Here is a 24956-nt window from a genome sequence, read left to right as displayed (position 1 = left end):
GCATGGCTTCCTTTACGGCCTACACTACCCTGCGGTTATTCCTGGATGGCATGCTGACCATGATGGGTTTGTATGCACTCCTTAGCTATTTTCAGCAACGAAAGGCTATTTACTGGCAATATGCGCTTTATATCGCCTGCATGGTGATTGATCTGCGGCTGAGTGATGTTGGCTATGCTAAGCCCGACTATCTGCCAGGGGCGTTTTATCCCGAAACGTTCGTAGAGACTGTGGCCTATATGCTCTACATTCGGTTTACTATCTTGCTTATTAACCCGGCTGAGCAAGATCCCATTGCCTACCGAGTGATGCAGGCCCTGATTATAGCGTTTGCCATAGCCCTTGCGCTCGATACGGTTCTCTATTTGGCAAATGCATCGGCTGCTGTTCGTAGCGGTATCTACATGGGTGAACGGCTACTGATGACGCTGGTTGGATTGTACCTGATTCCGCGCTTTTTCCGGCTCCGGAACAATGTTGTTTCCTATTTCATTGCCGGGTCACTGTTGTTAGTATTGGGGTCGATTGCGGCCTTGCTGACAAACTACCTACCCCCTGAAAACCGATTGCAGCCCGATAATGCGTTTACGTTTCCGGTAACGTTGCTGCAAATTGGCGTTGTAGGTGAGGTATTGTTTTTTACACTTGGGATGTCGCTTCGGAATCGCGAGAATGAACGGGAAAAAATTCAGTATCAGGCTCAGCTCATTGAGCAACTACGCGAGAACGAACGTAAACAAGAACGACTTCAGCGTATTCGCGACGACATTGCCCGCGATCTTCACGATGATGTTGGAGCTGACCTGAGCGGTATCAGCTTACTGAGTCAGGTGGCCGCCCGTCAGGTCGATGAGCAGCCCGACCAGGCGCAGGCAACTTTAAAGGTAATTCGCCAGCGAACCCGGCGGGTTGTGGCAACCATGCGCGAAATTGTATGGAGTCTTAACTCGGCGCAAACCTCGCTGGAAAGCTTCAGCTACCGACTTCAGGAGACGGCTGGACAGCTTTTCGAGCATCAATCTACAGTATTACACCTTCAACTGCCCGTCGACGATGCAGACTGGACATTGCCCGCTGAAGGCCGACGCGACCTATTCCTGATGGTCAAAGAAATGCTGCATAATGTAATTCGTCATGCCGATGCCCAAAATGCTTACCTGACGTTGTGGGTCGAACAGAATATGTTGTGTATAGCCGTCCGTGATGATGGGCAGGGTTTTGTGGTACAACTCAACGGAAACCGGGTAGGCAACGGATTACGAAGTATGCAGCAACGGGCCGCAGCCATTAACGGGCAACTGATGATCGAGTCCATACCAGGTATAGGAACCACCGTTACGTTTCGTTGCCCGCTAACCCTTAATGAGTTGGCTGTTGTGTAGCCTGAGCCTCTTGACCTTACCACTCCCATATGAATCATAGGCTACCTAATTCCTTAATTACCCATTTTTCCCTACCTTACTGGCACATTATCAACTCTTTACTTTATGGGGCTTTTTTCCCGGCAACTCTCCGATGCTGATTTAATGGCAGGTATCAAGGCGGGTGGAACGCAACGTCGGCTTTATGAGAATAAGTTGTACGAAAAATACGAGTACCTCATTGCTGACGGTACTCGCAAGCATCGTCTGAGTGAAGATGAATGTGCCAGTGTTTATTCAGATTCTGTTCTGACAGTGTTTGAACACATCAATAGCGGTCGTTTTGAGGGGCGTTCAGAGTTGAAAACGTACCTATATCAAATATTTATGAACAAATGTGTTGACGCAATTCGAAAAAAGACGACTAATCGAAGTAGCGTACACGATGCGTTTTCGCTTGATGACTCGCTGATGCAATTACCCGATGAAGCTAAGTCGGCTGTGCAGCGTTTGATTGCACAGAGCGACGTTGAAAACTTATATCGGCATTTGCAGGAATTAGGCGAGAAATGTCGCGCCATGATTCTGGCGTGGGGCGAAGGGTACTCGGACGATGAGATTGCAGTAGCAATGGGCTACAATACAGCGGCTGTGGCTAAAACCAGCCGCCTGCGTTGCCTCGATAAACTTCGTGAACGATATCGCGCACCATTATGAATGATCTGGAAACAATTGAAAATTATTTGAGTGGGCAGCTCTCTACCGAGGACCGAACTCGTTTTGAGTCGGCCCTTCGCACCGATCCGGCCGTGGCCGACGCCCTGGCGTTCTACGTACTAGCCAAGCAAGCGGCCAAAAACGAAGCCCGCGCCGAACGTCAGGCCGAACTAAATGCCCTCCGCCGACGCCCTGTACGGCCCTCTGCTGGTGTGCCGATGCGGTGGGCCGCTGCTGCCAGTATTATACTCATACTCGGTTTGGGTTGGTCGGTCTATCGGCTTCGAACAGAACCCGTGGAAGCTGCACAACTGGCCGATACCTACATCAGGACAAACTTTAGTCAGTTAAGTACTACTATGGGTGGTGAGGCCGACAGCCTGAAGACAGGCGTCGGTTTATTTAACGAGAATAAGCTTGCCGAGGCCGAAGCCGTATTTGAAAGCGTACTAACTAGCCAGCCAACCAACGACCGAGCGCTGAAGTATGCTGGCATTGCTGCCCTACGGCAAGGCCAGTACGACCAGGCCATCGACCGGTTTCATAAGCTGAGTCAACGCACCGATCTATTCTCTAACCCAGGTACGTTTTATGAGGCCCTTGCGCTGTTGAAACGTGGGACGCCGACGGATAAAGTACAAGCGAAAAAATTGCTTCAAAAAGTTATTGATCAAAACCTGGAGGGCAAGAGTGAAGCCGAAGCTTTACTCAAGTAGTTGAAACCGCTTATCCTTACTACTCACACGCATGAATACGCAATCCACTCTAGTTACTGTTGAGATTCCTGATTTTGGTAACGTCCCCGTTCAGGTTAATCACGGCCGGGAGCCCGATTCGCCAGTTGATGTTACGCATCGTCCGCCAACGGGTAGCGACGACCCCCGCTTACGGTTCATGAACCCCAGAATTGTTCAGGTTTATGATGTCCCAAGCAGTATACCTCAGTTCGCCGTACAGAAGCAAAAAGTAATTTCGGTGGATCAGTTCCAGCTTAATCGTTTAAGGACTAACGAACTATTGGTGGGAACATCAGACGTTCAGGGTAATTTACGACAAGCTAAAGCTCGTGTGATTGAGGGCGATCGGCAGGACTTGGATGCTAATGATACGGGTCAATATACCGTTCTGATCGATTGGAGTGAGGATGAAACGTTGAGAGATTTTCACAATGTATTACTGATTGATTCTAAAACGAACGCAACCGAATCAGTACTTCAATCAGATAATTTTTTGATTTCAGGCTCGCTGGATGGTCCTAATAATCCTCCCATATACCCTCCTGTTGGGTCCGTAAGTCCGCTAAACACCCAACCAAGCGATTACCGGCCAGCCAGTAAAGAGGATATTCAGTATTATCAACAGCACAGTAAACAAGACAACAGCCCGGCTGTAGCGGTGATGGATACCGGGCTGAAATTCAATTTGCTGAACAAAGGCCTAGAAGACAAATGGCCTGACCCTTACATGTATCAGGATGCCAATGGTCAGGAGCGTCGATTTACGCTGGCGTATCACAAACCAAAGAATGGGGCATCTACTAACCTAGTAGGCGACAGTGTTATTGGGTATTGCGCGCTGCAGTCCTATCGGGAAGAGCCTTTTTTCAAGGCAGTAAAAGAGAGCCTCTTGTCGACTGATAACTCCAAGCAAAATTATACCCTAACTGACGTAGCCAATAGCCCATTTGATGATTACCGACTGTTGGAAAACCCTCCTCATACTACTACTGTTCTGGATGCCCGGCATGGTACCTCCATTACCGCAATTATTCAGCAGACTGGCGACGATGCTCCGGTGTTGCCGGTTAAAGTGTTCGACAACATAGGCTTTTCTACGCTGTTTGATGTGTTGAATGGATTTGACTATATCTTAAAACGGTGTAAAACCACTAACATTCGAGTGGTGAATGCCAGTTGGATTTTTGGGCAGGATAATCCGCTGATACGATCAAAAGTAGAGCAGTTGCTAAAGGCCGGTGTGTTTATTGTAGCTGCTGCGGGTAACGAAGGCCAGACCAGTGATCGGAACTTGGATAATCGACCCGTTTATCCAGCTTGTTACAGTCAGGAGTTTCCCCATGTCATTACGGTAACTTCGGTTCGGAAGACCTATTTTCGCTCAGATCTTCTTTCCCCCAAAGAAGATTCGGTCGTTGGTAAAGCACTGGCGAAAGCAGTGAAGGCCGGGCTATTTAATTTTTTAGAAGGCGCTGACGATGTCGTGGGGGCCATTTTGCCAACGGCTGGGTACGTAGCGGTCGAGAACTATTCCACAAAATTCGTCAATATTGGCGTTGTTAGTACGTTTGGCTATTTCAGAAGCCCTTTCCGGGGGAGTCCCATTATCCGTGGTAGCTCATTTGCCTGCGCATTCGTAACGGGTTCTGTTATTCGGCAACTTCGTAACCGCCCTGAACTAATGTCATTACTCCTGGCGGGATCGATTAGTGAGGTACGTATGGAGTTGCTCAAGGCTATGAATGGCAACGGCCCCGATAAGAACTTAATGAACGAGTATGTAAACGGCGGGTTTTACCTCGACGGATACGGGGTTGACTAAAAATGATTCTATCAACATCGCTTTCCAAGGCGTACCGTTAAACGGGTAAGTGCCAGATCGGTATAGAATTCATTAAGCTTCGTCTCTTGATAGGTATGGCTTACGCTTGGTTTCGTAACTGTCTCATCACCTTGGTTTTATTATCCGGGGTGGGTAGTCATGTCTATGCGCAAAGCCTTACCTATAAACGGTTGCAGCTTACAATGCGACAATTGATTGCTCAGAAAGACCCCAGCGATCAGGTTAATGTATTGGGAAACTGGATGCTGCAATGGCAGCAGGCTAAGCTCCCGCCCGACTCAGTCTACATTAATGGACTGCTGCATCTGGGAGTGGTTTACCTATACCGAAATGAGCTAGCAGCCGCAACGAAAACGGTTAAACAGGCGGTAGGGCTGAGCCAGTCTCGACGCCCGGACGTAGCCGCCGATCAACCCGCCAAAGCCCTCTACCGATTAGGGATGCTGTTAAGCGTACAGAACTTACCTACCATAGATATCCTTAAGCAGGCGGTCAAGAGCGGGCAGGGTATCCGTGCTGCCGATCGGTGGGTAGGTCATGCTTATCTGTATCTAGCGTATGCTTATTATTCGGCCGGCGATTTACAGCAAGGCCTTAATTACGTAGAGCGGGGAGAGCAAATGGCTGAACAGGCCAAGGATAGGTTGCTGTTAATAAAGTTATTGGATGAAAAAGTAAAGGCGCTGAATGATCTGGGGCAGTACGTGATAGCCCGTCGGACGGCCGAACGAGTGGTAACCTTGTCCGTGCAAGATGGTTATCCAACGGCAGTTGCCAGATCGTATCAGTTACTGGCCGCAGTTGCGAAAAATCAGGAACAACTTTCTGAGGCACTGCAATACGCTCAGCGGGCGTTCGATATTGCCCGAGCAAATAATGACCTGTCGGCTCCTAATTATGCGGTAGAAGTAGGAATGCTTTATTTCAAGCAGCAACGGTACGACCAGGCCATTCCCTATTTTCAATTCGGATTAGATAATAACACAAATCGTTACGCCAAGGCTTACGCGCTGATTATGTTAGGGGAAGTCTACCAGCATAAAAAGGCCTACGCCAAGGCGTTGCAGTACTACCAGCATGGATTGACAACCATGCCTATTGGCTTCCTCAATCTGTCTGTTACTAGCTTGCCTGATGCCCAGTCCATCCGGAGAGCCGACCAGAAAGATTACCTCCTCTCGCTTATCCAGGACAAAGCTGACACCTGGCTTAACTACGCTCAGGCAACTGGTAATAACCGCCAACGTCTTCAACACGCTCTGGCTACGTATAAAGTCGCCGATCAGATGATCGACTACATGCGTTGGGATCACACCGCTCAGGAATCAAAACTGTATTGGCGACAAAAAACGCGCGGAATGTACGAGCGGGCAATCGAAACCTGCTATCGGTTGAAAGATGCCGAGCAGGCGTTTCGATTTTTTGAAAAAAGCCGAGCGGTTTTGCTCGCCGATAAACTCAACGAGCTTGGCGCTCAGCAGCAGTTATCAGAAGATCAAATACAACAGGAAAAAAAGCTTCGCGAAGCGGTAAGCTTTCAACGAACCAGATTACTGGAGCTTGCACCGGATAGCGTAGCTTACAAAACGGTTAAAGAAGCACTAACTACCAGCCAGGACGAGCTAGATTCGTTTCTGAAGAGATTAGAGGCCTCTAATCCGTCGTATTACCGGTACAAATATGATACAACGACCACTAAGCTAACCGATCTGCAACGCCATTTAGCCGACCGCAACGCATCCTTTGTAACGTACTTTTTGGGCGATAGTGCGCTCTATTTGCTGGGTGTTACGAATGACAAGGTCACCTTGCACCGACAGCCAGTAGGGGGGCACGCCCGTGATATGCGTTTGTTTATGACGTTGCTATCCGATCCCGACGCCATGAATCGGACGGGAAATCTAGCCCAGTTTTTAGCGTTGGGCAACAGCTTATACCGACAATTGCTGGCTCCACTTCAACCAGGTGAGGGCGCCGTTATTGTGTCGCCCGATGGCTCATTCGTACCTTTCGAAGCGTTAAGTTTCTCGGCGTCCAAGCCAAAGTACTTGGTTGAAACCTATGCGTTCAGCTACGTCTATTCGGCTCGCCTGATGCTAAGAAGTAACGTGCCCCTATCCCATAAAGCTAGCTTTCGCGGAAACGTTTTTTTGGGCGTTGCTCCGGTCACCTTTACCCCATCTCTTAAGCAGGTATCTCTGTACGGTTCCGACGAAGCCCTGAAGCCGATTGCCGACCGGTTTCCGTCAGCCAGGTTACTAACTCACAAAGCGGCCACCCGGCGGTCGTTCCTGGATCAGGCTGCCGATGCTCAGATTATTCACTTGTTTACTCACGCCAGCGCCGATAGCTCTAGTGATGAACCGAAGTTGTATTTCGCTGACTCAACGCTATTGCTCTCTAATCTTAGCGATGGTAGTTTACCGAATGCGCAGCTAGTCGTGTTGGCCGCTTGTAAGACCGGAGTGGGAGCCAACCAGCGGGGCGAAGGTATCTTTAGCCTGGCCAGGGGATTTGCTGCGTTAGGGGCACCGAGTATTCTGACGACGCTCTGGAGTGTTGAAAACGACGCGACCTACAAAATATCTAACTTATTTTACAAGTACCTCAACCAGGGTATGCCTAAAGACATAGCTCTACAACAGGCTAAGCATGAATGGGTAGAGACCGCTAGTGGAACAAATCGCCTGCCTAGTGCCTGGGCCGGGTTAATTATCATTGGTGATACGCAGCCCCTCGACCACCCAAACCATTGGCTTTGGGTGGCGAGTGGTCTGTTACTGGTGGGAGCTGCTGGGGTTGGTTTATGGTGGCGCCAGAAACGCCCGGCCAGGCCAGCGTTCCCATTCACTAGAACTGCCTGAAACTACTCGTCTGCTGTAAGCTCCCTACGCCTTTGACCGGTGAATAAAAGCATGGGAGGAAAGATTGCTTCAACAGACAATAAACAAGAACTTGTAAGGAAAACGGGATATAGCACGGCTGCCTTTTTGCCTTGAACTATGAATAGTCGTCATGAATAAGAAGCCTTTACTAGTTACTACGCCATAATCGCTACGTGACTTTTCGCGTTGACTATCAGTAGGTTTGATTAATGATTTGCACTGAACTAATGATTTCTTCAGATCGGTTCTGTTACAACCTCGACTGCCCATGAGCTTTAAACCAATTAAAAAGATCGGCCAATTAGCTGCCTCGAATAACCGATACGTCAAGGTTATCCGGCCAGATACGGCGTATCAGACCAATCATGTTGTTTTCAAGTTTAAACCGGGAGTTGGTGAGCTTGATGTAAAGCGCGGAGTCGACTATTATGTATCTCAGACAAATGAGTGGCTTGCGGAAATGGGTAGGCCAAAAATTGCAAAAGTAGAATCATTAGCTAACTACGCAGACGGGCAGATTTTGGTTAAAGGCGCGGGTGTAGGTTCCATCGCCGAGTGGGTAATGTTACCAACTACCCCCAAGCCACCACCACCTCCTCCCCCCTGGATTCCCGATGATATATTTGTTGATATAAGGCTTCCAGCTACGAAAGTTCTGCAGCCCATCAATCGTAAACTACGGTGACCAGGCATCACTAATAATGCCTGGAAGCATCCTGCTGGCCTATGAGGGGAAAACTGCAGATCTATGGCTCATTAAGCATAGGCATTGTTTGTTGGCTAATTATCGTGCAGGCCAGCGGACAATGCCTTTCTTCATTAGCGTTAAAAGAAAGGGTAGAAAAGGCTAAGCGCCAGCCATCTGGTATAACGCCGGCTTTCTTTAAACAGATTAAACAGGAGTTACTACGTAACCACTGTCCGCAGGATACACTTTTTGCTAAGGTTCTTCTCCAGTTAGGCTATGCCGAATACCTGAGTGGTCAGAGTGATTCGGCTATCGTGTCACTTAAGCATAGCATAGACGTTTATTCGAAACAGCGCTCCTCAACAGGCATAAGTAATTTGCCACTTGCTTACATGTATTTAGGTACAATTCAGCAGGAGCAAAATAGGCAGTCCGAAGCCATCAGTTCTTACACAAACTGTCTTCGTCTTGGCAAACAGCACTCTATTCATTTTCGGGCTGTTGGGTACGCATTGGGCAATCTTTCTTTACTCTATCATGAAAAGGCCGATTACCAGGCTGCAATCATGGCCGCAGACCAGGGAATACGATATGCTCAACTGTGTCACGATAGGCTACTTGAAGCCAAATGTCTTAGTGAAGCCGCCCGTAGCTTGCTTTATGCCAAGCGACCTGTTGAAGGATTAACTAAGATTGAACAGGCTATCCGACTTACCCAGGAAGACATTGCACAGATTGACAGCAAGACGTTTTTTCTCTTCATAAAAGCTCAGATTCTTTACCGACTGGGGCAAACGCAGGAATCACTGGGTATGTTTAATCAGGTTCTGCAGTACTATAAGCAAAACGGTCAGCCTGATAAAATAGCTGATGTGTACAGCAATCTAGGGTCAGTTTATGAAGAAAGGGTAGGCGATTATGAAAAGGCTATTGACTACTATCGTTCAGCCTACACTACCCATACAAATCCTTACGAGAAAGCTCGCATGTTAAATAGCATAGGAGAAGTGTATCAAAAATTAGGACGGAGAACCGATGCATTAGCTACGTACCAGAAAGCTCTTCAGACACTACCCATCAACTTTCAGCAGGGCGATGTTCGCCGGAATCCAGCGGGCGACGCCATGCGGTTATCGGCTTATAAAGAATACTTGCTGACGCTTATTCAAGACAAAGCCGATACCTGGCTCGATTTAGCAAAAGCGACGAACAGCCGTCAAGGCTTAGGACACGCCTTAGATACCTACCAGGTGGCCGACCAGATGGTTGACATCATGAGGTGGGAACATACTGGTCAGCAATCCAAACTTTTCTGGCGACAAAAAACGCGGGGAATGTACGAGCGGGCGATCGAAACCTGCTATCAGTTGCAAGATGCCGAGCAGGCGTTTCGGTTTCTGGAGAAGAGTCGGGCCGTTATGCTCGCCGATAAGCTGAATGAGCTCGGCGCCCGGCTCAAACTATCACCCCGGCAGGTTGCCGAAGAGCAGCGATTGCTAAAAGCCGTCAGTGTTCAGCAGGATAATTTGGTACTGTCTTCGTCTGACAAGGCAGCTTATGATAAAGCTCGTACCTTGCTAATAGCCGGGCAGGATAAACTAGACGCGTTCCACAAGCAGCTCGAAGCTTCTAACCCTGCTTACTATCGCTATAAATATGACAACACTACGCCTTCGTTAGCGGAGCTTCAAGAGTACTTAAAGGCTCAGGAGGCTTCCTTTGTCACGTACTTCATTGGCGATAGCACACTTTATGTACTCGGTGTAACGGGTAGCAACGCTACGTTACTTAGTCAACCAAGACATACGTACAATCAGAACGTAAAAGCGTTTATGGCCTTACTGAACAATCCGGATGCCATGAACCGAAAGGCAAACATGGCTCAGTTCCTCACGCTGGGTAACGGATTATACCAGCGGCTGATAGCGTCGCTACACTTGCCGGCCGGTCGGGTTATTATATCCCCAGACGGTGTGTTTGTCCCTTTCGAAGCGTTGAGTCGTTCGGCGCGTCAGGCTGATTATCTGGTGAGCGACTACGCCTTCAGTTATGCCTATTCGGCCCGTCTGCTGCTGAAGAATAACGACAAACCCCTTTCGGCCGGTTTTAAGGGAAACGAGTTTCTGGGTCTAGCACCGGTAAAATTTACCGCGTCGTTGGGACAGGTTTCGCTACCGGGTTCAGACGTAGCGCTGCAATCCATAGCCGGTCGGTTCAGTTCGCCAACCTTGCTGACGTACCAGACTGCCACACGACAGGCGTTTTTACAACAAGCCGCCAATGCTCGTGTGATTCACTTGTTTACGCATGCCGTGGCCGACAGTACCGAACGTGAGCCACTTCTTTATTTTGCTGACTCAACGTTACGGTTGTCTGATTTGGGCGACGGTGGTTTACCGAATGCCCAACTGATTGTGTTAGCCGCCTGTAAAACTGGAGTGGGAGCGAATCAACAAGGGGAAGGCATATTTAGTCTGGCGCGTGGTTTTGCTGCACTAGGTGCCCCGAGTATCTTAACTACCTTATGGAGCGTCGAGAACGATGCTACCTACACGTTAACAGGCTTGTTCTACCAATATTTAGACCAGGGATTGCCCAAGGATATTGCCCTCCAGCGGGCTAAGCAGGACTGGCTCAGGACGGCTGAAGGGGCCGGACAGTTACCAAATTACTGGGCTGGACTAATCGTTCTCGGTAATGCCGAACCGCTGGCTAAAATCAACCGCTGGCCGTGGATCGTCAGCGGAATAGCATTGCTGAGCGTCGGTAGCTTACTCGTTTGGCAACGGCGTCGAAAACGTCGCTCTGCCTTTACGTCCACCTACCACTCATCCTAATTAAGTCTAAGTTGAGGATGGTTTGAGTAGCTTGCTTTAAACCGTCAACGTATGTTTCGTATCATTGACCTGCTGCGCACCAAGACCTGGGCTTGTCTTTTTGTCATCTACCTGCGCTATCTCATCGGAGGTGCTTTCGTCTACGCGGGTTGGGGCAAAGCGCTTGGTGGCAGATTTATGCCCGCCGGTACGCTCCAGTTGCCACCCGAGCAGGGTATATCCATCGACTTGTTTTTCGAAGCGCTTTACCGCACGGGTCTTTGGTGGAGCTTTCTGGGATTAGGACAAGTCGTTTCGGGTGCTTTATTGATGACACAGCGATTTGCTACGCTCGGCGCGGTTGCTTTTTTGCCCGTTAGCCTGAACATTTTTTTGATAACAATCTCGATGGATTTTCACGGAACCCCAATCATCACTGGCCTCATCCTGGCTGGAAATCTAGGATTGTTGGTGTGGGATTACAGAAAGCTCAGTCCGTTGTTATACCCTAATCGCGATGGTAAGTTACTAATCCGGGCGCAGTCTGACCAACTGGATCGGCCAACGTACTGGCAATTTCTGGGTGTTGTTTTGTTAATTACCTCGCTGTCATTTGGTAACCGTTCGCACATTGGTGTATGGGCATTATTGTGCCTGCTCGAAGGCCTTATCGGATGGGCTATGTATCTGATCTTGAATCGGCGTCAGAAACTGAGTACCTAATCAGCTACTAAGTTTCATTCCTTCGCTTAGTTTAAAGACTTCTTTTAGGCATTGAGCGGTGAGCACGGCATCTTCCAGCGCATTGTGAAAGCCGTCTTCGCGAGCCAGGCCAAAGTAGTTGGCGATGGCCGTCAAACTCAACCGGTCGGGCACTTTGCGGCCGTTGGCTTTCAGAATCCGAAAGGTAAAATAACCCAACGTGTGCAGATCGAGCAGCACGCGCGAATAGGGCCATTTCAACTTCTCATAGCGGTAGGCCTCTTTCAAAAAATTGATGTCATTGATTACGCTTTGCCCGCAAATGATGACGTCGCGTAAGTAGGGCGTACGATCCAGCTGACCTTTCGGTACGCGCAGGCCTAGCTTTTCACATATCCATTCTTCCATTTCCGGCAACACGTCGTAGATCATCGGAGCATCTTGGAGGTCGGCCAGGGATAAATTGTGAATCTTCTCGGAGGAAGCTGAAAAGGCATCTTCGTTCTCTGGATAAACGTTTGTCAGATATTGCCCCTTTTCAGCCCAGTTGTCGTCAAAGAGAACAGCGCCAATTTGAATGATTTCGTTGTAGTCCGGTTCAGGACCGGTCATTTCGAGGTCGAGGACTAGAAACGGCATGTTGAAGAAAAGTTAACCAAAATCAGTAATGGTTAACGGATTTATTTTTGAAAAATATACTGCAAAATTATATGGCAATTTTGCATTCGAGCAACAAAACGGGACCAAAGCCTGTTTTACTTATAACTGCTTCAGAAACCCTGGTGACAAAATTCGCTGGGGTTTTTCTTATTTATCAAAGAAGGTCAGCTCGTTAGCTGACCTTCTTTGATAATGCGCATCGAAAGGACTAGTTCACATTCTTACCTTCCTGCAGCATCTTTATCATATTCTCAATATTGGTTTTGTTCTGACTGTTAGGCGACTGAGCCAGAGCAGCTTTCATGTAAGGTAACGCTTCTTTATGCTTTCCAATACCCGACAAGCCACGGCCTAAACCCACGTTGGTCGTAAACTGATTAGGATTTTTGTCGTAGTTAATCTTAAATACGTCGTAGGCTTCCTGAAAACGTTTCTGAGCGAGCAAAGTACGCGCGTATTGATGTAGCTCATTCAAACTACCCATCGGCAAGGCTTCTTTCATGAGAGTAGTGGCCTCAGCTTGTTTATTCATAGCCGCCAGTACAGATGCTTTCGTACTTAACGTTTGAAAGTTTTTCTGGCCAATAAACGGCGCACTAACGGCCTGATCAGCCCAGATGAGCGCTTGTTCCATGTCACGCTTACGCTCTACACAAAAGTTAGCCGCCTGCACAAACGACTGCCAGGTGAAACCCGGTGTAGTGCGCAGCTCATTACGAAACGACGCCATTTGATGGCTGTACACATCCGCCGAAACTGTGAAGGGAATCATGCGTTTCTCCCACTTCAGCGCTATCGTGGCCGAGGTGTCGGTCTGATTAATAAATTCGTAGGCCAGCCACTCTGCCGATTTGTCCAGCGACTGATTTTTAACCGTCACGCGTAAGGCGTCTTCTTTAGGATCGTAGTAATAGCTACCCCAAGAGGTAAAGTTTTTAGAGAAAATTACGGTTGTTTCCTGATCACCTAAGGCCATGAACAGGCCATACGTGCCAGCTGGCAATGGATTTCCCTCAACGGTAACGTCGTGAGAAAACTGAATGGTGGTGTTTTCGTTGGCGCCGGCTCGCCAGGGAGCTGATTTGCTGGTGCCAAAGCCCAGGTCCTGAAAGCCATTGTGGGCAACAGATGTCCCCCATAGTTTACCTTCGCGGCCTTTCACACCCGGACGGTCATAGTGAATGGTGATAGTGGCTAGGCCAATCTGTTCGGAGACCGACGCTTTTTTGTTGCCACCACTCGGAACGGTCGTCAACTGCTGGGCGAAGCTGGCGGTAAAGGCAGAGAGTAAAAGAGCTAAAAAGAGGAAAGATTTTGTTTTCATGGAGCGATTGGTTTAGCTGTGAATGAATTGCAAAGAAACACAATCGGCTCCGTTGTCTGCTAACCGCTCATCTTGGCATTTTAGCCGCTGCTCAAAACACCTGGCTATGTTATTTTTGGTTTCACTTTCTCTACCAACTTACTAATGTCGCTGCTCACTTGCTGAATGAAGTTTAACTGTTCAGCCAGCAGCGGGTCATCGGGTGTGTTGCCTGAAACGGCTTCTATGGCTGGTGCTTCGGCGGATGATTTCGCCGTATCCATACCCAGTCGTCGGAGGCTTTCGGTCAGCACAAACAGGGCGCGTTTAGCCGGACGAAGTAGCTGAGCCGGATGAATTTTAGGTTCACTGGCTACCAGCGCCGACGTGAGGGTAGCAATGTTAGCCGACAGAATGTGATTGAGCACAACAAATTCGTAAATGATCCGCTCGTGTCGTTGCTTATGCTTCGGCTCCGATACCATCCGATCGAAGGCAGCCGACAGGTTCGCCGATGTTACGTAGACATCTTTACGGGCCAACTTATAATCAACTACGTTGATTGGTTTTCCGAGCAGACTATCGTACAGCAGTTGAAGGTACCGGACATTGGCCTGCAACAACGCACGCATGGGGGTAGCCAATTGGTCGGATTCCCAGTTTGGAAAAAGCAGGTAGCTCGTGGCCAAGGCAATGACGCCACCCAGCAAGGTATCCAGGAAACGCTCCTCAGCCACGCCTAGATAACTTACTCCCAAAAAGGTAAACAGAATCAGTACAAAGGGCGTCACGCAGACAACCATGATAATATAGTTGACCCGTAGGGCTGTGTACGTACCCAACATAAAGAAGACCATGAACACAAAGTGGATTGTCTTGCTGGGAATAAGCGTCAAGACAAGCACCCCCATGAGCCCACCCACCAACGTCCCGATAATTCGTTCGGTATTACGTTGTTTGGTAAGACTAAACGCGGGTTTCAGAATGACCGAGATGGTTAGGATAACCCAGTAACTGTGATGCCCATACTCCAGTAGCTTTGTCAGGACGAAACCCAGCAGCATAGCAACGGCGACCCGGATCGAATGACGATAAACGGATGAACTGAGAGTTAAGTTGTCGAGAATGGATTTGCCATCGATCTCCTGGTGAGAGACAAACCGGCCGTATTCAAGGTCATCACGTATCGGCCCAACCGTAGGCGATGTTATGTTCTGCTGAATGCCAGCCAGCCGTTGGGTTAGGTTGCGCAGACTGACCAGCACTTTTTTCAGAACCAGTGTATTTCCTTCTTGGTCCCCAAGTTCATCAATAGTACGTTTTAAGTCTTCGAGTGATTGGCTGTAATCAATTGTTCTTCGAATAGGTACAGGCGATTGAATGGCCAGGCCAATATGATCAAGCTCGACCGACAATTGGCGAATGAGGCTGGCGATGGTGTCGAGTACACCCGTTTGCCCGAACTGTTCGCGAATTGCCGAATAGTCGTAATACATGGCTACGATCTGTTCATAAAGATCAACTACGTCCACAAAGGTCAGCACGAGTAACCGCCCCGTTCGGGTAGATTCGGTCACAAATCGACGACTCTTAAACAGAATCTCCCGCACGGCATCCTGCTTTTCGCTGACGGTTACCTGCTGAGTCAGTAAGCGTCGATAATCATCATCTAACCGTGTCGAGATAGTATAAAAATCGGCTTTGATAGCCATAAATTTGGCGATCTCGTGGATGCATTGCCCCAACGCCTGCTGGGCAGGACGATAAGGTTGCAGCCGGGAGGAGAGCATACTGATGGCCGTATACCAAACGCCCCCCGCCAAAATGAGGGCACTTTCGCGTAAAATACCGGCAGCATCGAGCGGACGATCAATCATAAGAATCATCACCAGCAAGGCTGCCGTTCCGACTGAAGTCGCCCGATTGCCATAAACCCCGAGCATGGAAAAGAAAAAACCAAACAAGAGAATTTCCAGTCCAAGGGTGTAGATATTCATGCGGGCAAACCCTGTTACCAGCGTTACTAAAAATCCTGCCAACACCGTGGCGGCCATGCCATTACGGCGGTGCGCAGTTGGGCCGGGTGCGTCGCTGAGACTAACACTCAACGCACCCAGCGACATGGCCATACCCGTAGCAAGTTGATCGGCCTGGGCTAGTAGCAAAGAGGGGAGAAGAATGGATAGCGTGATCCGCAGGCCGTCGGAAAAATACTGACTGGACAGAAAGTAACTGACTTGCCGGGTACGCTTGTTCATAATGGAACTCTACTATGTTGATTTACAGGAACTACTACGCTTCCCGGTCGGCAATCTCAGTCTTCCGCTCGCCGATTTGCTGCCGCCACATGGCGTAATATAGTCCCTTCTTAGCAACTAACGTAGCGTGATCGCCCGTTTCAACGAGTTTGCCTTTCTCCAGCACAAAAATGGTAGTAGCGTGCAAAATCGTCGACAGTCGGTGGGCAATCAAAATAGTGATCTGCTCATTGAGCGCCGACACGCTGCGAACCGTATCCGTGATTTCTTCTTCGGTGATTGAATCGAGCGCTGAGGTCGCTTCGTCAAAGATCAGCAGGCGGGGTTGCCGGACCAGGGCCCGCGCAATGGATAAGCGTTGTTTCTCGCCCCCGGACATTTTGAGGCCACCTTCGCCAATCTGGGTATCCAGTCCGTGCTCGGAACGAGTTAATAGGTTATTGCAGGCTGCTTTATCGAGGGCATCGAGCAGTTCAGCTTCGGTGGCATCGGGTTTCACGAAAAGCAGATTTTCGCGGATCGTTCCGGCAAATAAGTGCGTGTCCTGCGTAACAAACCCAATCTGCCGACGCATCGGATTGAAGCGCAAATCTTTTGTAGAGATGTCGTTGTAAAAGATTTCTCCGTCGACGGGGCGATATAAACCGACTAATAGTTTCACCATAGTCGACTTTCCCGAGCCGGAAGGCCCCACAAAGGCAATGGTGTCGCCAAGTTTTGCCTCAAACGATACACCATCAATAGCATTCTGACCAGCGCCTTTGTGCCGGAATACCACATTCCTGAACCGAAGTCGCTCAATGGGCCCTACTTCCACGGCTGACTCCGGATTTCGCTCGATGGGCCGTTTCATGAGCTGATCGAAGCTGTTGAGCCCCGCTTCGGCCTCCCGATAGGCTAGAATGATGTTGCCTAACTCCTGTAACGGATTGAAAATGGCAACCGAAATGAACTGCATTGAGATGAGTTCGCCGGTTGTCAGTACGTTGCGAAAGATTAGCCAGAGCAACGTAAACAGAACGGACTGCTTCAGAATGTTTAGGGTAGTACTTTGCCAGAACGACAACAACCGAACCCGACGCACTTTAAACATCTCCAGCTCGAAGATACGGGCGGTCTGCGCTTTCAACCGCCGAATCTCAGGAAAGGTTAAGCCTAAGCTTTTTACCAGCTCAATGTTACGTAACGACTCGGTAATGACGCCGGACAGGAGAGCGGTTTCGCGGTTAATCGACCGTTGGGTGGTCTTGATCTGTTTACTCAACAGGCCAGTTAGTCCACCGAGTAGTAGCACGCCAATCAGGAACACCGGAATCAGCGCCCAATGCTTGGTAATAGCATACCAGATCAGAAAGCTCATCCCGACAACGGACGAAAACAAGACGTTGACAAACGAATTGATAAACTTCTCGGTATCGGTACGGACCTTTTGCAGAATAGATAACGTGGCCCCGCTGCTCTGATCGCCAAACTCCTGGTACGATAAACGGAGCGTCTGGGCCAGTCCATCGTTGAATATATCTGTACCAAACCGCTGGACAATCAGCCGCGTCAGGTATTCCTGAACGGCTTTGGTTATATTCGACAGGATGGCCACGCCAATGGCTAGGCCCAGTAACTGTAATATGCCCGAAACCTTCTCCGATTCCGTTTTTTGACCGGGATTCGTGGCGTATTCGTCAATGAGCTTACCAAAAATAATGGGGTCTACTAATGCCAGTACCTGAGCAACGCCCGCCAGGGCTAAAGCTAAGATTGCCAACCATCGGTAGGGCTTCAGGTACTTCCACAGAATAGGCACAGGCGCAAACGTTAACTACTCATCCAACTGCCGAATTCGGGTCAGGTGTCGTCCGCCCTCGAATGGGGTGTCGAGCCAGATTTTGACGAGCTTCAACGCCGTTTCCTCCGACATCATCCGCTCACCAATCGATATGACGTTGGCGTCGTTATGCTGCCGCCCCAACCGGGCCGATTCCTCATTCCAGCACAACGCGCATCGAACGCCCTTAATCCGGTTCGACATGATGGCCTCTCCATTCCCCGATCCGCCCAGCACAACACCCCGTTCCACTTCGCCAGCGGCCACAGCTTCGGCAACGGGCCGGATAAAGCGCGGATAATCGACCGATGCTTCGGAGTCGGTGCCTTTGTCAATAACCTCATGGCCGAGGTCAATCAAGTACTGCTTAATGGCTTCTTTGTAACGGAAACCGGCGTGGTCGGAGCCGATGGCAATTTTCATAAAGAGATAGAATGATTGTAAGCGGGGGGCAAAGTACCATATTCTTCACCTACGATGCAATGCTGAGTGCAAAACTGACGGAAGCGCCTAAAAGTTACGAAATGCAATTGCCCATTCTTATAAAACACATTCCCTTCGCCCGCACGTAGGCCGGTATGGGCAACTAGACTTTATCATAGACTTTAGCTATTTTTTATTTAAAGCGTTGATTATCAATTTGGTTGATCGTTACCCTTGTCGAAGGGTTTTAGTTGGTTTGATTAGAATACGACGATCTGAACAAGCAGATTATGGACCATTATGGAACCTTAACCTTATAAACTTGTTCGGAACGTGGACCGTCGGTAATTTGCGGCCCGTCAATACAACCGGACTATGATCCCAGCTACGAACCAGCGGCCATCGGCAACGGTGCTGTTTATCTTCGGCGGCAGCGGAGACCTCAACCTTCGCAAGCTTACGCCCGCTCTTTACAACCTATTTATTGACAGTTACTTGCCTGAGCGATTCGCTGTGATCGGTCTGGGGCGGAGTCAATATACCGACGACTCATTTCGCGAGCGGCTACTAGAGGGCGTTAAGTCGTTTTCTCGACGCAAAACGGACCTCGATGATACATGGGAGTCGTTTGCACCGTCCATCTCGTACATGCAGTTCGATGCGGGCGACGCAGGAGCGTATCACCAAATGGCCGATCTGGTCCAGCAAAAGCAGAATGAGTGGGGCGATTGCCCCAATGTAATTTTCTACCTGGCTGTTGCTCCTCAACTCGTACCTGGCATTGCCACAAACCTTGGTAAACTGCCCTTGTGTTCTGACAAAACACGGGTACGCATTGTGGTTGAGAAACCTTTCGGCCACGACCTCAAAACCGCTCAGGAACTGAACGCTTTACTTGGCGGGCTGTTTGCCGAAGAGCAGATTTATCGCATTGACCACTACTTAGGTAAAGAAACGGTGCAAAATATTTTGGCACTGCGGTTTGCGAACTCGCTGTTTGAGCCTATCTGGAACCGGCGTTACGTTGAATACGTGCAGATTACCGCTGCCGAAACCGTAGGCCTGGAAGGGCGCGGTGGGTATTATGAGGGGTCGGGGGCGTTGCGTGACATGATTCAGAACCACCTGCTTCAGGTGCTGTGCATGGTGGCGACCGAGGCCCCTATTTCTTTCGATGCCAACGAGGTACGTAATAAAAAGGTAGACGTATTGAATGCGATTCGCCGGATCAAGCCCGAACAGGTGAAAGATGTAGCCGTGCGGGGTCAGTACGGCCCCGGTAAAGACAAAGATGGCAAAGAAATGCCCGGCTACCGACAGGAAGAAGGCGTAAAGCCGGACTCGGCAACCGAAACGTTTGCTGCCGTAAAACTTTACGTAGATAACTGGCGGTGGGAAAACGTACCTTTTTACCTGCGCACCGGTAAATCGTTGCCCGAAAAAACGACCATTATCAAGATTCAATTCAAACCGGCCCCTGATTACGCTTTCCCCGACGAAGCTACTCAAACCTGGCAGTCGAATCGGCTGATAATTGGCATTCAGCCAGCTATGGACATTCGGTTGCGGTTTCAGGTGAAACGCCCTGGCCAAACGCTGGCCATTGACCCCGTTGAAATGGTGTTCAGCTACAAAACAGCGTACGAAGGGCAGGACCCGGAAGCGTACGAAACGTTGTTGCTGGACGTGATGACGGGCGATGCAACCCTGTTCATGCGGGCCGATCAGGTTGAAGCGGCCTGGAAGGTTGTTACGCCTATTCTGGATGCCTGGGAAAGCGAAGCCCCAACGGATTTTCCGAATTATGAACCAGGCTCCTGGGGCCCCAAAGCCGCCGATGAACTCGTTGAAAAAGACGGATTTCAGTGGATGATTAATTAGGTTTCCGGCATACAGTTTACGGTGGCTGGCGCCAGAGGATTGCTGACGCGTCAGCCAACCGTACCCCAATACCATAAACTAAACTATGGCCTCGACCCAGTTAGCCAGCCTTTTTGTCGATGATCAGAGCCTTCCGTGGGAAACGGTGGCGGAGGGCGTCAAACGCAAGATCATGACATACGACGCTAACCTGATGATGGTGAAAGTCGCTTTTGAGTCTGGAGGTATCGGCGCGGCCCACAGTCATTACCACACCCAGATGAGCTACGTCGAAAGTGGGGTATTCGCGATCACGATTGGCGAGCAAACACAGACTCTACAGACCGGCGATGCGTACTACATTCCGCCCAATGTTTGGCACGGAGCCGTTTGCGTTGAAGCGGGCGTGTTGGTTGATGTGTTTACGCCCATGCGTGACGATTTTGTATAATACGTCGAAGCGCCTGTCTGCGCCTGACAAATTTGAGTAAGACCATGCAAGTCATCGTTAAGAAAAACCCCGCTGATCTGGCAAAAGCCGCGGCTGACTTTATTGCCAAGCGGATTAAAGATGTTCTAAAAAAACAGGATCGGTTCACTATTGCCTTATCCGGTGGGAGTACCCCCAAAGCGCTGCACGAGTTACTGGCCAAGTCGCCCTACGTCGATCAGATTCCGTGGCTACAACTGCATATCTTCTGGGGCGATGAGCGCTACGTTCCTATTGATGACGAGCAAAGTAATGCCGGTATGGCCTATGATACGCTGTTAGGGCATGTGTACACGCCGGAGTCCCAAATTCACGTTTGGCGCACTGAACTGGAGCCCGATGCTGCGGCCGCCGACTACGATCGGATTCTGCACGAATACTTTGGCGAAACCGGACCGACATTCGATCTGGTACTGCTGGGCATGGGCGACGACGGGCATACCTTATCACTTTTTCCCGGTACCGAAGTTGTGCATGAACAAACGGCCTGGACGAAAGCCTACTTCCTGACCCAGCAGGACATGTACCGCCTGACGCTAACGGCACCTATTGTGAATCGAGCGGCTTGCGTAGCGTTTTTGGTTGCCGGTCCCAAAAAAGCCGAGCCGCTGAAAGAAGTGCTGGAAGGCACGTACCAACCCGATAAATATCCTTCGCAGGTGATTAAACCGCAGGATGGTGAGCTGGTTTGGTTAGTTGATCAGCAGGCGGCCCGGTTGCTGAGCCAATAGGAACGTTATACGAGTTCTTCTGTGGAAGGAATGAGCGGGACAATAACGTCGAAAGCTTCGTCGGTCTCGCAGATGTCAATGGGCGGCTGGTTGAGCAGCTTATACTTCAGGTTAATATTCTGCAAGCCTTTCTTAGTGGAGGCCAGCCGGTTGAGTCGCTTGCGTTGCAGGTTGTTTCGTACGATCAGGCTGCCATTACTATCCGTAAAAATGTGAATAGTCAATGGGTTACTCGCCGAGACAACATTGTGCTTAACGGCGTTTTCGACCAGCAATTGCAGCGTCAATGGGGGTAACAAACACTCCTGATGCGCGTCGCTGATAGCAATTTGAAGGCAAATGCCCTTGCCATAGCGCGTTTTCAGCAGGTGGTAATAAGAGTTGATAAATTTCATCTCCGTTGCCAGGGGTGTCAGTTCGCGGTCGTTTGCCTGGAGTAAGTACCGGTACACGCTGGACAATTCATCGACAAACCGCTCCGCTTTAGCCGGATCATCCGCAATTAAGGAGGAGAGCGAGTTAAGACTATTAAACAGAAAATGAGGGCTCAGTTGTGCCTGCAACGCCCGCATGTGCATTTCGGTTACTTCCTGTTTCAGGCGCTGCACGGCTAATTCGGCTTCCAGTTGCGCTCGCCAGCGCTGTTCGCGTTCGCGGGTGAGTGCCTGCTCGAACATCGCTTTCTTAACGGCATCCTGCCGATGGCTGTACGCTAAACCCAGTGAGAAAAACATGAGCTCCAGCACAATGCCAATCTGCATATAAGTTAGGGGCGCATGCCAGAAAGCGTCGGTGTCGTAATCGGGTAGGGTCAGTGTCAAAATCATGGCCACCAGGCCACCTAGTATCAGCAGGGCCGAGCCCGTGATAAAAAAACGGGTAATCAGGTCTTTACGTTGATACAGGCTAAGAATGATGTAGCCCGATAGAACCGCCAGCACGATCCGAACCAGCGAATGGATCAACTCGTGCATAGGCTGCTGCCAATAATCGGAGAGCAAACAGAATCCGATTTCTATCACCGCATAGGTTACCAAGCCAATCTGCGTAGCCCTGAACAGCCGAAGCAGTCGGGGCTGGTTCTCGCGAACATTAAGAAAAGCAATGGTGAAGTCGTAGTAGACGAAGTAAGCGGCCATGGGACCTATAATCCGGACAAACGTTGCCAGACCATTCGGGAGGGGAGTAACGCGCAGGGCAAAGTAACTTAGCCAGACGAGCATATACACTGTGTAAAGGCCATAAACGCGTTCGCGGTATAGGCCCCACTGTACGACGTTATACAGTAGCATTGCTGTTACAATACCCAAAAAGAAAAGCAGCCACGCTTCGTACGTCATAATTAAACTAACTGTCGGGTAAGTCGAGTAAAAGATAAAGCGAAATTAAAAAAGCTGCATCAACAACCCACGAAATGTTTAACCAACGGTAATTATCCGGTCTTACTGGCTAAAAACGGTAGGTGGCTTTTCACGCTGCTCATTAGGTTCGGGGTTTTGGTGTCTTTAGGTTATAGTCATTAGCTGTCATTGGTTGTATGTTCATAACTAATAACAACCTACATTCACCCCTAATTTTTATATGAAAAACAGCCTGATTCTTTTTGTTTTTTTACTGATTCATTCCCTCAGCTGGGGGCAAACTCAGTCAAACGAAGACGTTTACCTATTCTCATCCTTTCGTGATAATGGACAGGATGGCCTTCATCTGGCCTATAGTCTGGATGGCTATTCCTGGAAAGCCCTCAATGATGATAAGTCATACGTAACCCCTGTAATTGGCAACACCAAGCTCATGCGTGACCCTTGCATCATTCAGGGGCCCGACAAAACATTCCATATGGTCTGGACGGTGAGTTGGAACGATAAAGGCATCGGCTACGCGAATTCAAAAGACTTAGCGAATTGGTCAGAGCAACAGTTTATCCCCGTGATGGCGCATGAACCAACGGCCTTGAACTGCTGGGCGCCTGAAATCTTTTACGACGAAGCCAAGAAAACATACATGATTTACTGGGCTACCACGATACCCGGCCGATTTCCGAAGTCGGAAGGAGCGGGCGACGAAAAGTACAATCACCGAATGTACTACGTGACGACTAAAGACTTCAAGACGTTCAGTGATACCCAGTTGCTTTATGACCAGGGCTTCAACGTCATCGACGCAACGATTGTAAAAAACCAGGACGAGTACGTAATGTTCTTGAAAGACGAAACCCGCACACCACCCCAGAAAAACATTCGTATTGCCCGGAGTAACACGCTTACAGGGGGCTATTCGAAGCCGACTCCACCAATTACCGGAGCGTACTGGGCCGAAGGGCCGACCGTCGCCAAAATTGGCCAGAACTGGGTAGTTTATTTCGATAAGTATACCAACAAAAAAATGGGAGCGGTTCAATCTGCCGATCTCACAAATTGGACCGACATCTCAGACAAAATCGACTTCCCCACCGGTACCCGCCACGGCACAATAATCAAGGTGTCAAAGTCTGTATTGAATAATCTGATGAAGGGAAAATAAGGACAGACATGGTTAAGGCAGTGGACCTCCACTAATGCTTAGTTAGGTTAGGCATACGTTTGTTTTACTGATTGCTACGTCATACAATCCCTAAAGTAGATGTTCGTAGCTCCGTTTCTTTGTAATGGGGCTATAGACATCTACTTTCGTTTGCCCACAGGTGTCACAACAAAGCTAGTAGAGTTTCTTGCCAACACCCCTCGAATATCAATAACTATTGACAAGCGATTACTCCTGATTTATGAAAACAAGACGTGAATTCTTAAAAGTATCGGGCTGTTTGGCAGCCAGTACCATTCTGGCACCTAACCCGGCAAAGGCAGCCAAAGTGAAGAACGTTGGCATTCAGCTCTATACAGTTCGCAAAGAGATGCTGGAAGATGCTACGGGAACGCTGAAACAACTGGCTAAAATCGGCTACAAGGAACTGGAGTCGGCCCGTAGCGCGAAAGGCCATTTCTATGGATTGCAGCCGAAAGAAATTAAGCAGATTGCGGGTGACCTGGGCATGACTGTCCGCAGTGGTCATGTACACGTCGACGACGATTGGCAGCGATCAATTGACATGGCGGCCGAAGCCGGTCAAACCTATCTGGTGTGCTCATCGCTACCGTCGGAGGGGCAAACTGTTGCCAATTATCAGCGTTGCGCCGATACGTTTTCAAAGGCTGCGGAAGCCTGTAAAAAATCGAATCTCGTGTTCGGCTACCATAATCACGAGTACGAATTTGACAAAGTGGATGGCAAGGTGCTGTACGACATTCTGCTGGAGCGAACCGACCCTGACCTGGTGAAAATGGAAATGGATTTAGGGTGGGTCATCGTAACCGGCAACGACCCGCTTGCTTATTTCAAGAAGTTTCCCGGTCGTTTCCCGCTATGGCATCTGAAAGATATGGACAAGGCCAAAAAAGAAAGTACGGAGTTTGGTAAGGGCCAGATCAACGTCAGGCAAATGCTACAAAATATGGACAAATCGGGCGTTAAGTACTTCTTTGTCGAACAGGAAGAATACCCGAAGACCGCTATGGAAAGCGCTAAATATGATTTTGATTATCTGGCAAAGCTAGACTACTAAATACTTGTGACCAGCCGAGTGTATGAATTTTCATACTTGATTAGTACTAATTTAGCCAT

General features: G+C 49.3%; 19 protein-coding genes. 13 read left to right on the top strand and 6 right to left on the bottom strand.

Features of this window, described 5'->3' with window-relative positions:
• The first annotated feature begins 2 nt into the window (after positions 1 to 2).
• The 8 genes from ACFSUS_RS02760 (at position 3) to ACFSUS_RS02725 (ending at position 11770) form a co-directional block, all read left to right on the top strand.
• On the top strand, positions 3 to 1382 hold the full coding sequence (locus ACFSUS_RS02760; protein WP_381518720.1) for a sensor histidine kinase: 1380 nt from the start codon (positions 3 to 5) through the stop codon (positions 1380 to 1382).
• 105 nt (positions 1383 to 1487) lie between these two features.
• Positions 1488 to 2078 carry an RNA polymerase sigma factor gene (locus tag ACFSUS_RS02755; protein ID WP_381518718.1) on the top strand — a complete coding sequence of 197 codons (591 nt, stop codon included), beginning with the start codon at positions 1488 to 1490 and terminating at the stop codon, positions 2076 to 2078.
• Entirely contained in the window at positions 2075 to 2794 is a 720-nt protein-coding gene (locus ACFSUS_RS02750; protein ID WP_381518715.1) for a tetratricopeptide repeat protein, read from the top strand. Before ACFSUS_RS02755 ends, ACFSUS_RS02750 begins: the two co-directional genes overlap by 4 nt.
• A gap of 31 nt (positions 2795 to 2825) precedes the next feature.
• The gene (locus ACFSUS_RS02745) at positions 2826 to 4637 is read left to right on the top strand and encodes a S8 family serine peptidase (protein WP_381518713.1); all 1812 of its coding nucleotides are present in this window, start codon (positions 2826 to 2828) and stop codon (positions 4635 to 4637) included.
• A gap of 131 nt (positions 4638 to 4768) precedes the next feature.
• Entirely contained in the window at positions 4769 to 7522 is a 2754-nt protein-coding gene (locus tag ACFSUS_RS02740) for a CHAT domain-containing protein (protein WP_381518710.1), read from the top strand.
• 289 nt (positions 7523 to 7811) lie between these two features.
• The gene (locus tag ACFSUS_RS02735; protein ID WP_381518707.1) at positions 7812 to 8228 is read left to right on the top strand and encodes a hypothetical protein; all 417 of its coding nucleotides are present in this window, start codon (positions 7812 to 7814) and stop codon (positions 8226 to 8228) included.
• 41 nt (positions 8229 to 8269) lie between these two features.
• A complete protein-coding gene (locus ACFSUS_RS02730) occupies positions 8270 to 11068 on the top strand; it encodes a CHAT domain-containing protein (RefSeq protein WP_381518704.1) in 2799 nt (932 codons plus the stop codon).
• 51 nt (positions 11069 to 11119) lie between these two features.
• Positions 11120 to 11770, top strand: coding sequence for a hypothetical protein (locus ACFSUS_RS02725; protein WP_381518701.1), 651 nt, complete (start codon positions 11120 to 11122; stop codon positions 11768 to 11770).
• Here ACFSUS_RS02725 and ACFSUS_RS02720 read toward each other — a convergent pair whose 3' ends face one another.
• The 5 genes from ACFSUS_RS02720 to rpiB all read right to left on the bottom strand — a co-directional run bounded on the left by ACFSUS_RS02720 (position 11771) and on the right by rpiB (position 18215).
• The gene (locus ACFSUS_RS02720; protein WP_381518698.1) at positions 11771 to 12388 is read right to left on the bottom strand and encodes a 3'-5' exonuclease; all 618 of its coding nucleotides are present in this window, start codon (positions 12386 to 12388) and stop codon (positions 11771 to 11773) included.
• A gap of 229 nt (positions 12389 to 12617) precedes the next feature.
• The gene (locus ACFSUS_RS02715) at positions 12618 to 13733 is read right to left on the bottom strand and encodes a DUF2911 domain-containing protein (protein WP_381518695.1); all 1116 of its coding nucleotides are present in this window, start codon (positions 13731 to 13733) and stop codon (positions 12618 to 12620) included.
• 104 nt (positions 13734 to 13837) lie between these two features.
• The gene (locus ACFSUS_RS02710) at positions 13838 to 15970 is read right to left on the bottom strand and encodes an FUSC family protein (protein WP_381518692.1); all 2133 of its coding nucleotides are present in this window, start codon (positions 15968 to 15970) and stop codon (positions 13838 to 13840) included.
• A 34-nt stretch (positions 15971 to 16004) separates the two neighbouring features.
• Positions 16005 to 17771, bottom strand: coding sequence for an ABC transporter ATP-binding protein (locus ACFSUS_RS02705; RefSeq protein WP_381518689.1), 1767 nt, complete (start codon positions 17769 to 17771; stop codon positions 16005 to 16007).
• Between the two features lie 15 nt (positions 17772 to 17786).
• On the bottom strand, positions 17787 to 18215 hold the full coding sequence (rpiB, locus tag ACFSUS_RS02700; RefSeq protein WP_381518687.1) for a ribose 5-phosphate isomerase B: 429 nt from the start codon (positions 18213 to 18215) through the stop codon (positions 17787 to 17789).
• A 375-nt stretch (positions 18216 to 18590) separates the two neighbouring features.
• Here rpiB and zwf point away from each other — a divergent pair, with 375 nt between their 5' ends.
• From zwf to pgl, 3 genes are all read left to right on the top strand, one after another.
• Positions 18591 to 20096, top strand: coding sequence for a glucose-6-phosphate dehydrogenase (zwf, locus tag ACFSUS_RS02695; RefSeq protein WP_381518684.1), 1506 nt, complete (start codon positions 18591 to 18593; stop codon positions 20094 to 20096).
• An 85-nt stretch (positions 20097 to 20181) separates the two neighbouring features.
• A complete protein-coding gene (locus tag ACFSUS_RS02690; RefSeq protein WP_381518681.1) occupies positions 20182 to 20526 on the top strand; it encodes a cupin domain-containing protein in 345 nt (114 codons plus the stop codon).
• 44 nt (positions 20527 to 20570) lie between these two features.
• The gene (pgl, locus tag ACFSUS_RS02685; RefSeq protein ID WP_381518678.1) at positions 20571 to 21296 is read left to right on the top strand and encodes a 6-phosphogluconolactonase; all 726 of its coding nucleotides are present in this window, start codon (positions 20571 to 20573) and stop codon (positions 21294 to 21296) included.
• A 5-nt stretch (positions 21297 to 21301) separates the two neighbouring features.
• On the opposite strand, the gene ACFSUS_RS02680 is transcribed toward pgl, so the two are convergent.
• Positions 21302 to 22636 carry a histidine kinase gene (locus ACFSUS_RS02680; RefSeq protein ID WP_381518675.1) on the bottom strand — a complete coding sequence of 445 codons (1335 nt, stop codon included), beginning with the start codon at positions 22634 to 22636 and terminating at the stop codon, positions 21302 to 21304.
• Positions 22637 to 22877: 241 nt separating this feature from the next.
• On the opposite strand from ACFSUS_RS02680, the gene ACFSUS_RS02675 reads away from it, so the two are divergent.
• Positions 22878 to 23819, top strand: a complete 942-nt coding sequence (locus ACFSUS_RS02675; RefSeq protein WP_381518673.1) for a glycoside hydrolase family 43 protein — start codon at positions 22878 to 22880, stop codon at positions 23817 to 23819.
• A gap of 241 nt (positions 23820 to 24060) precedes the next feature.
• Positions 24061 to 24897, top strand: a complete 837-nt coding sequence (locus ACFSUS_RS02670; RefSeq protein ID WP_381518670.1) for a sugar phosphate isomerase/epimerase family protein — start codon at positions 24061 to 24063, stop codon at positions 24895 to 24897.
• The last annotated feature ends 59 nt before the right edge of the window (positions 24898 to 24956 follow it).

This window comes from Spirosoma soli (assembly GCF_042684525.1).
Lineage (GTDB): Bacteria > Bacteroidota > Bacteroidia > Cytophagales > Spirosomataceae > Spirosoma > Spirosoma soli.
This window is presented reverse-complemented; position numbering and strand designations above follow the sequence as displayed.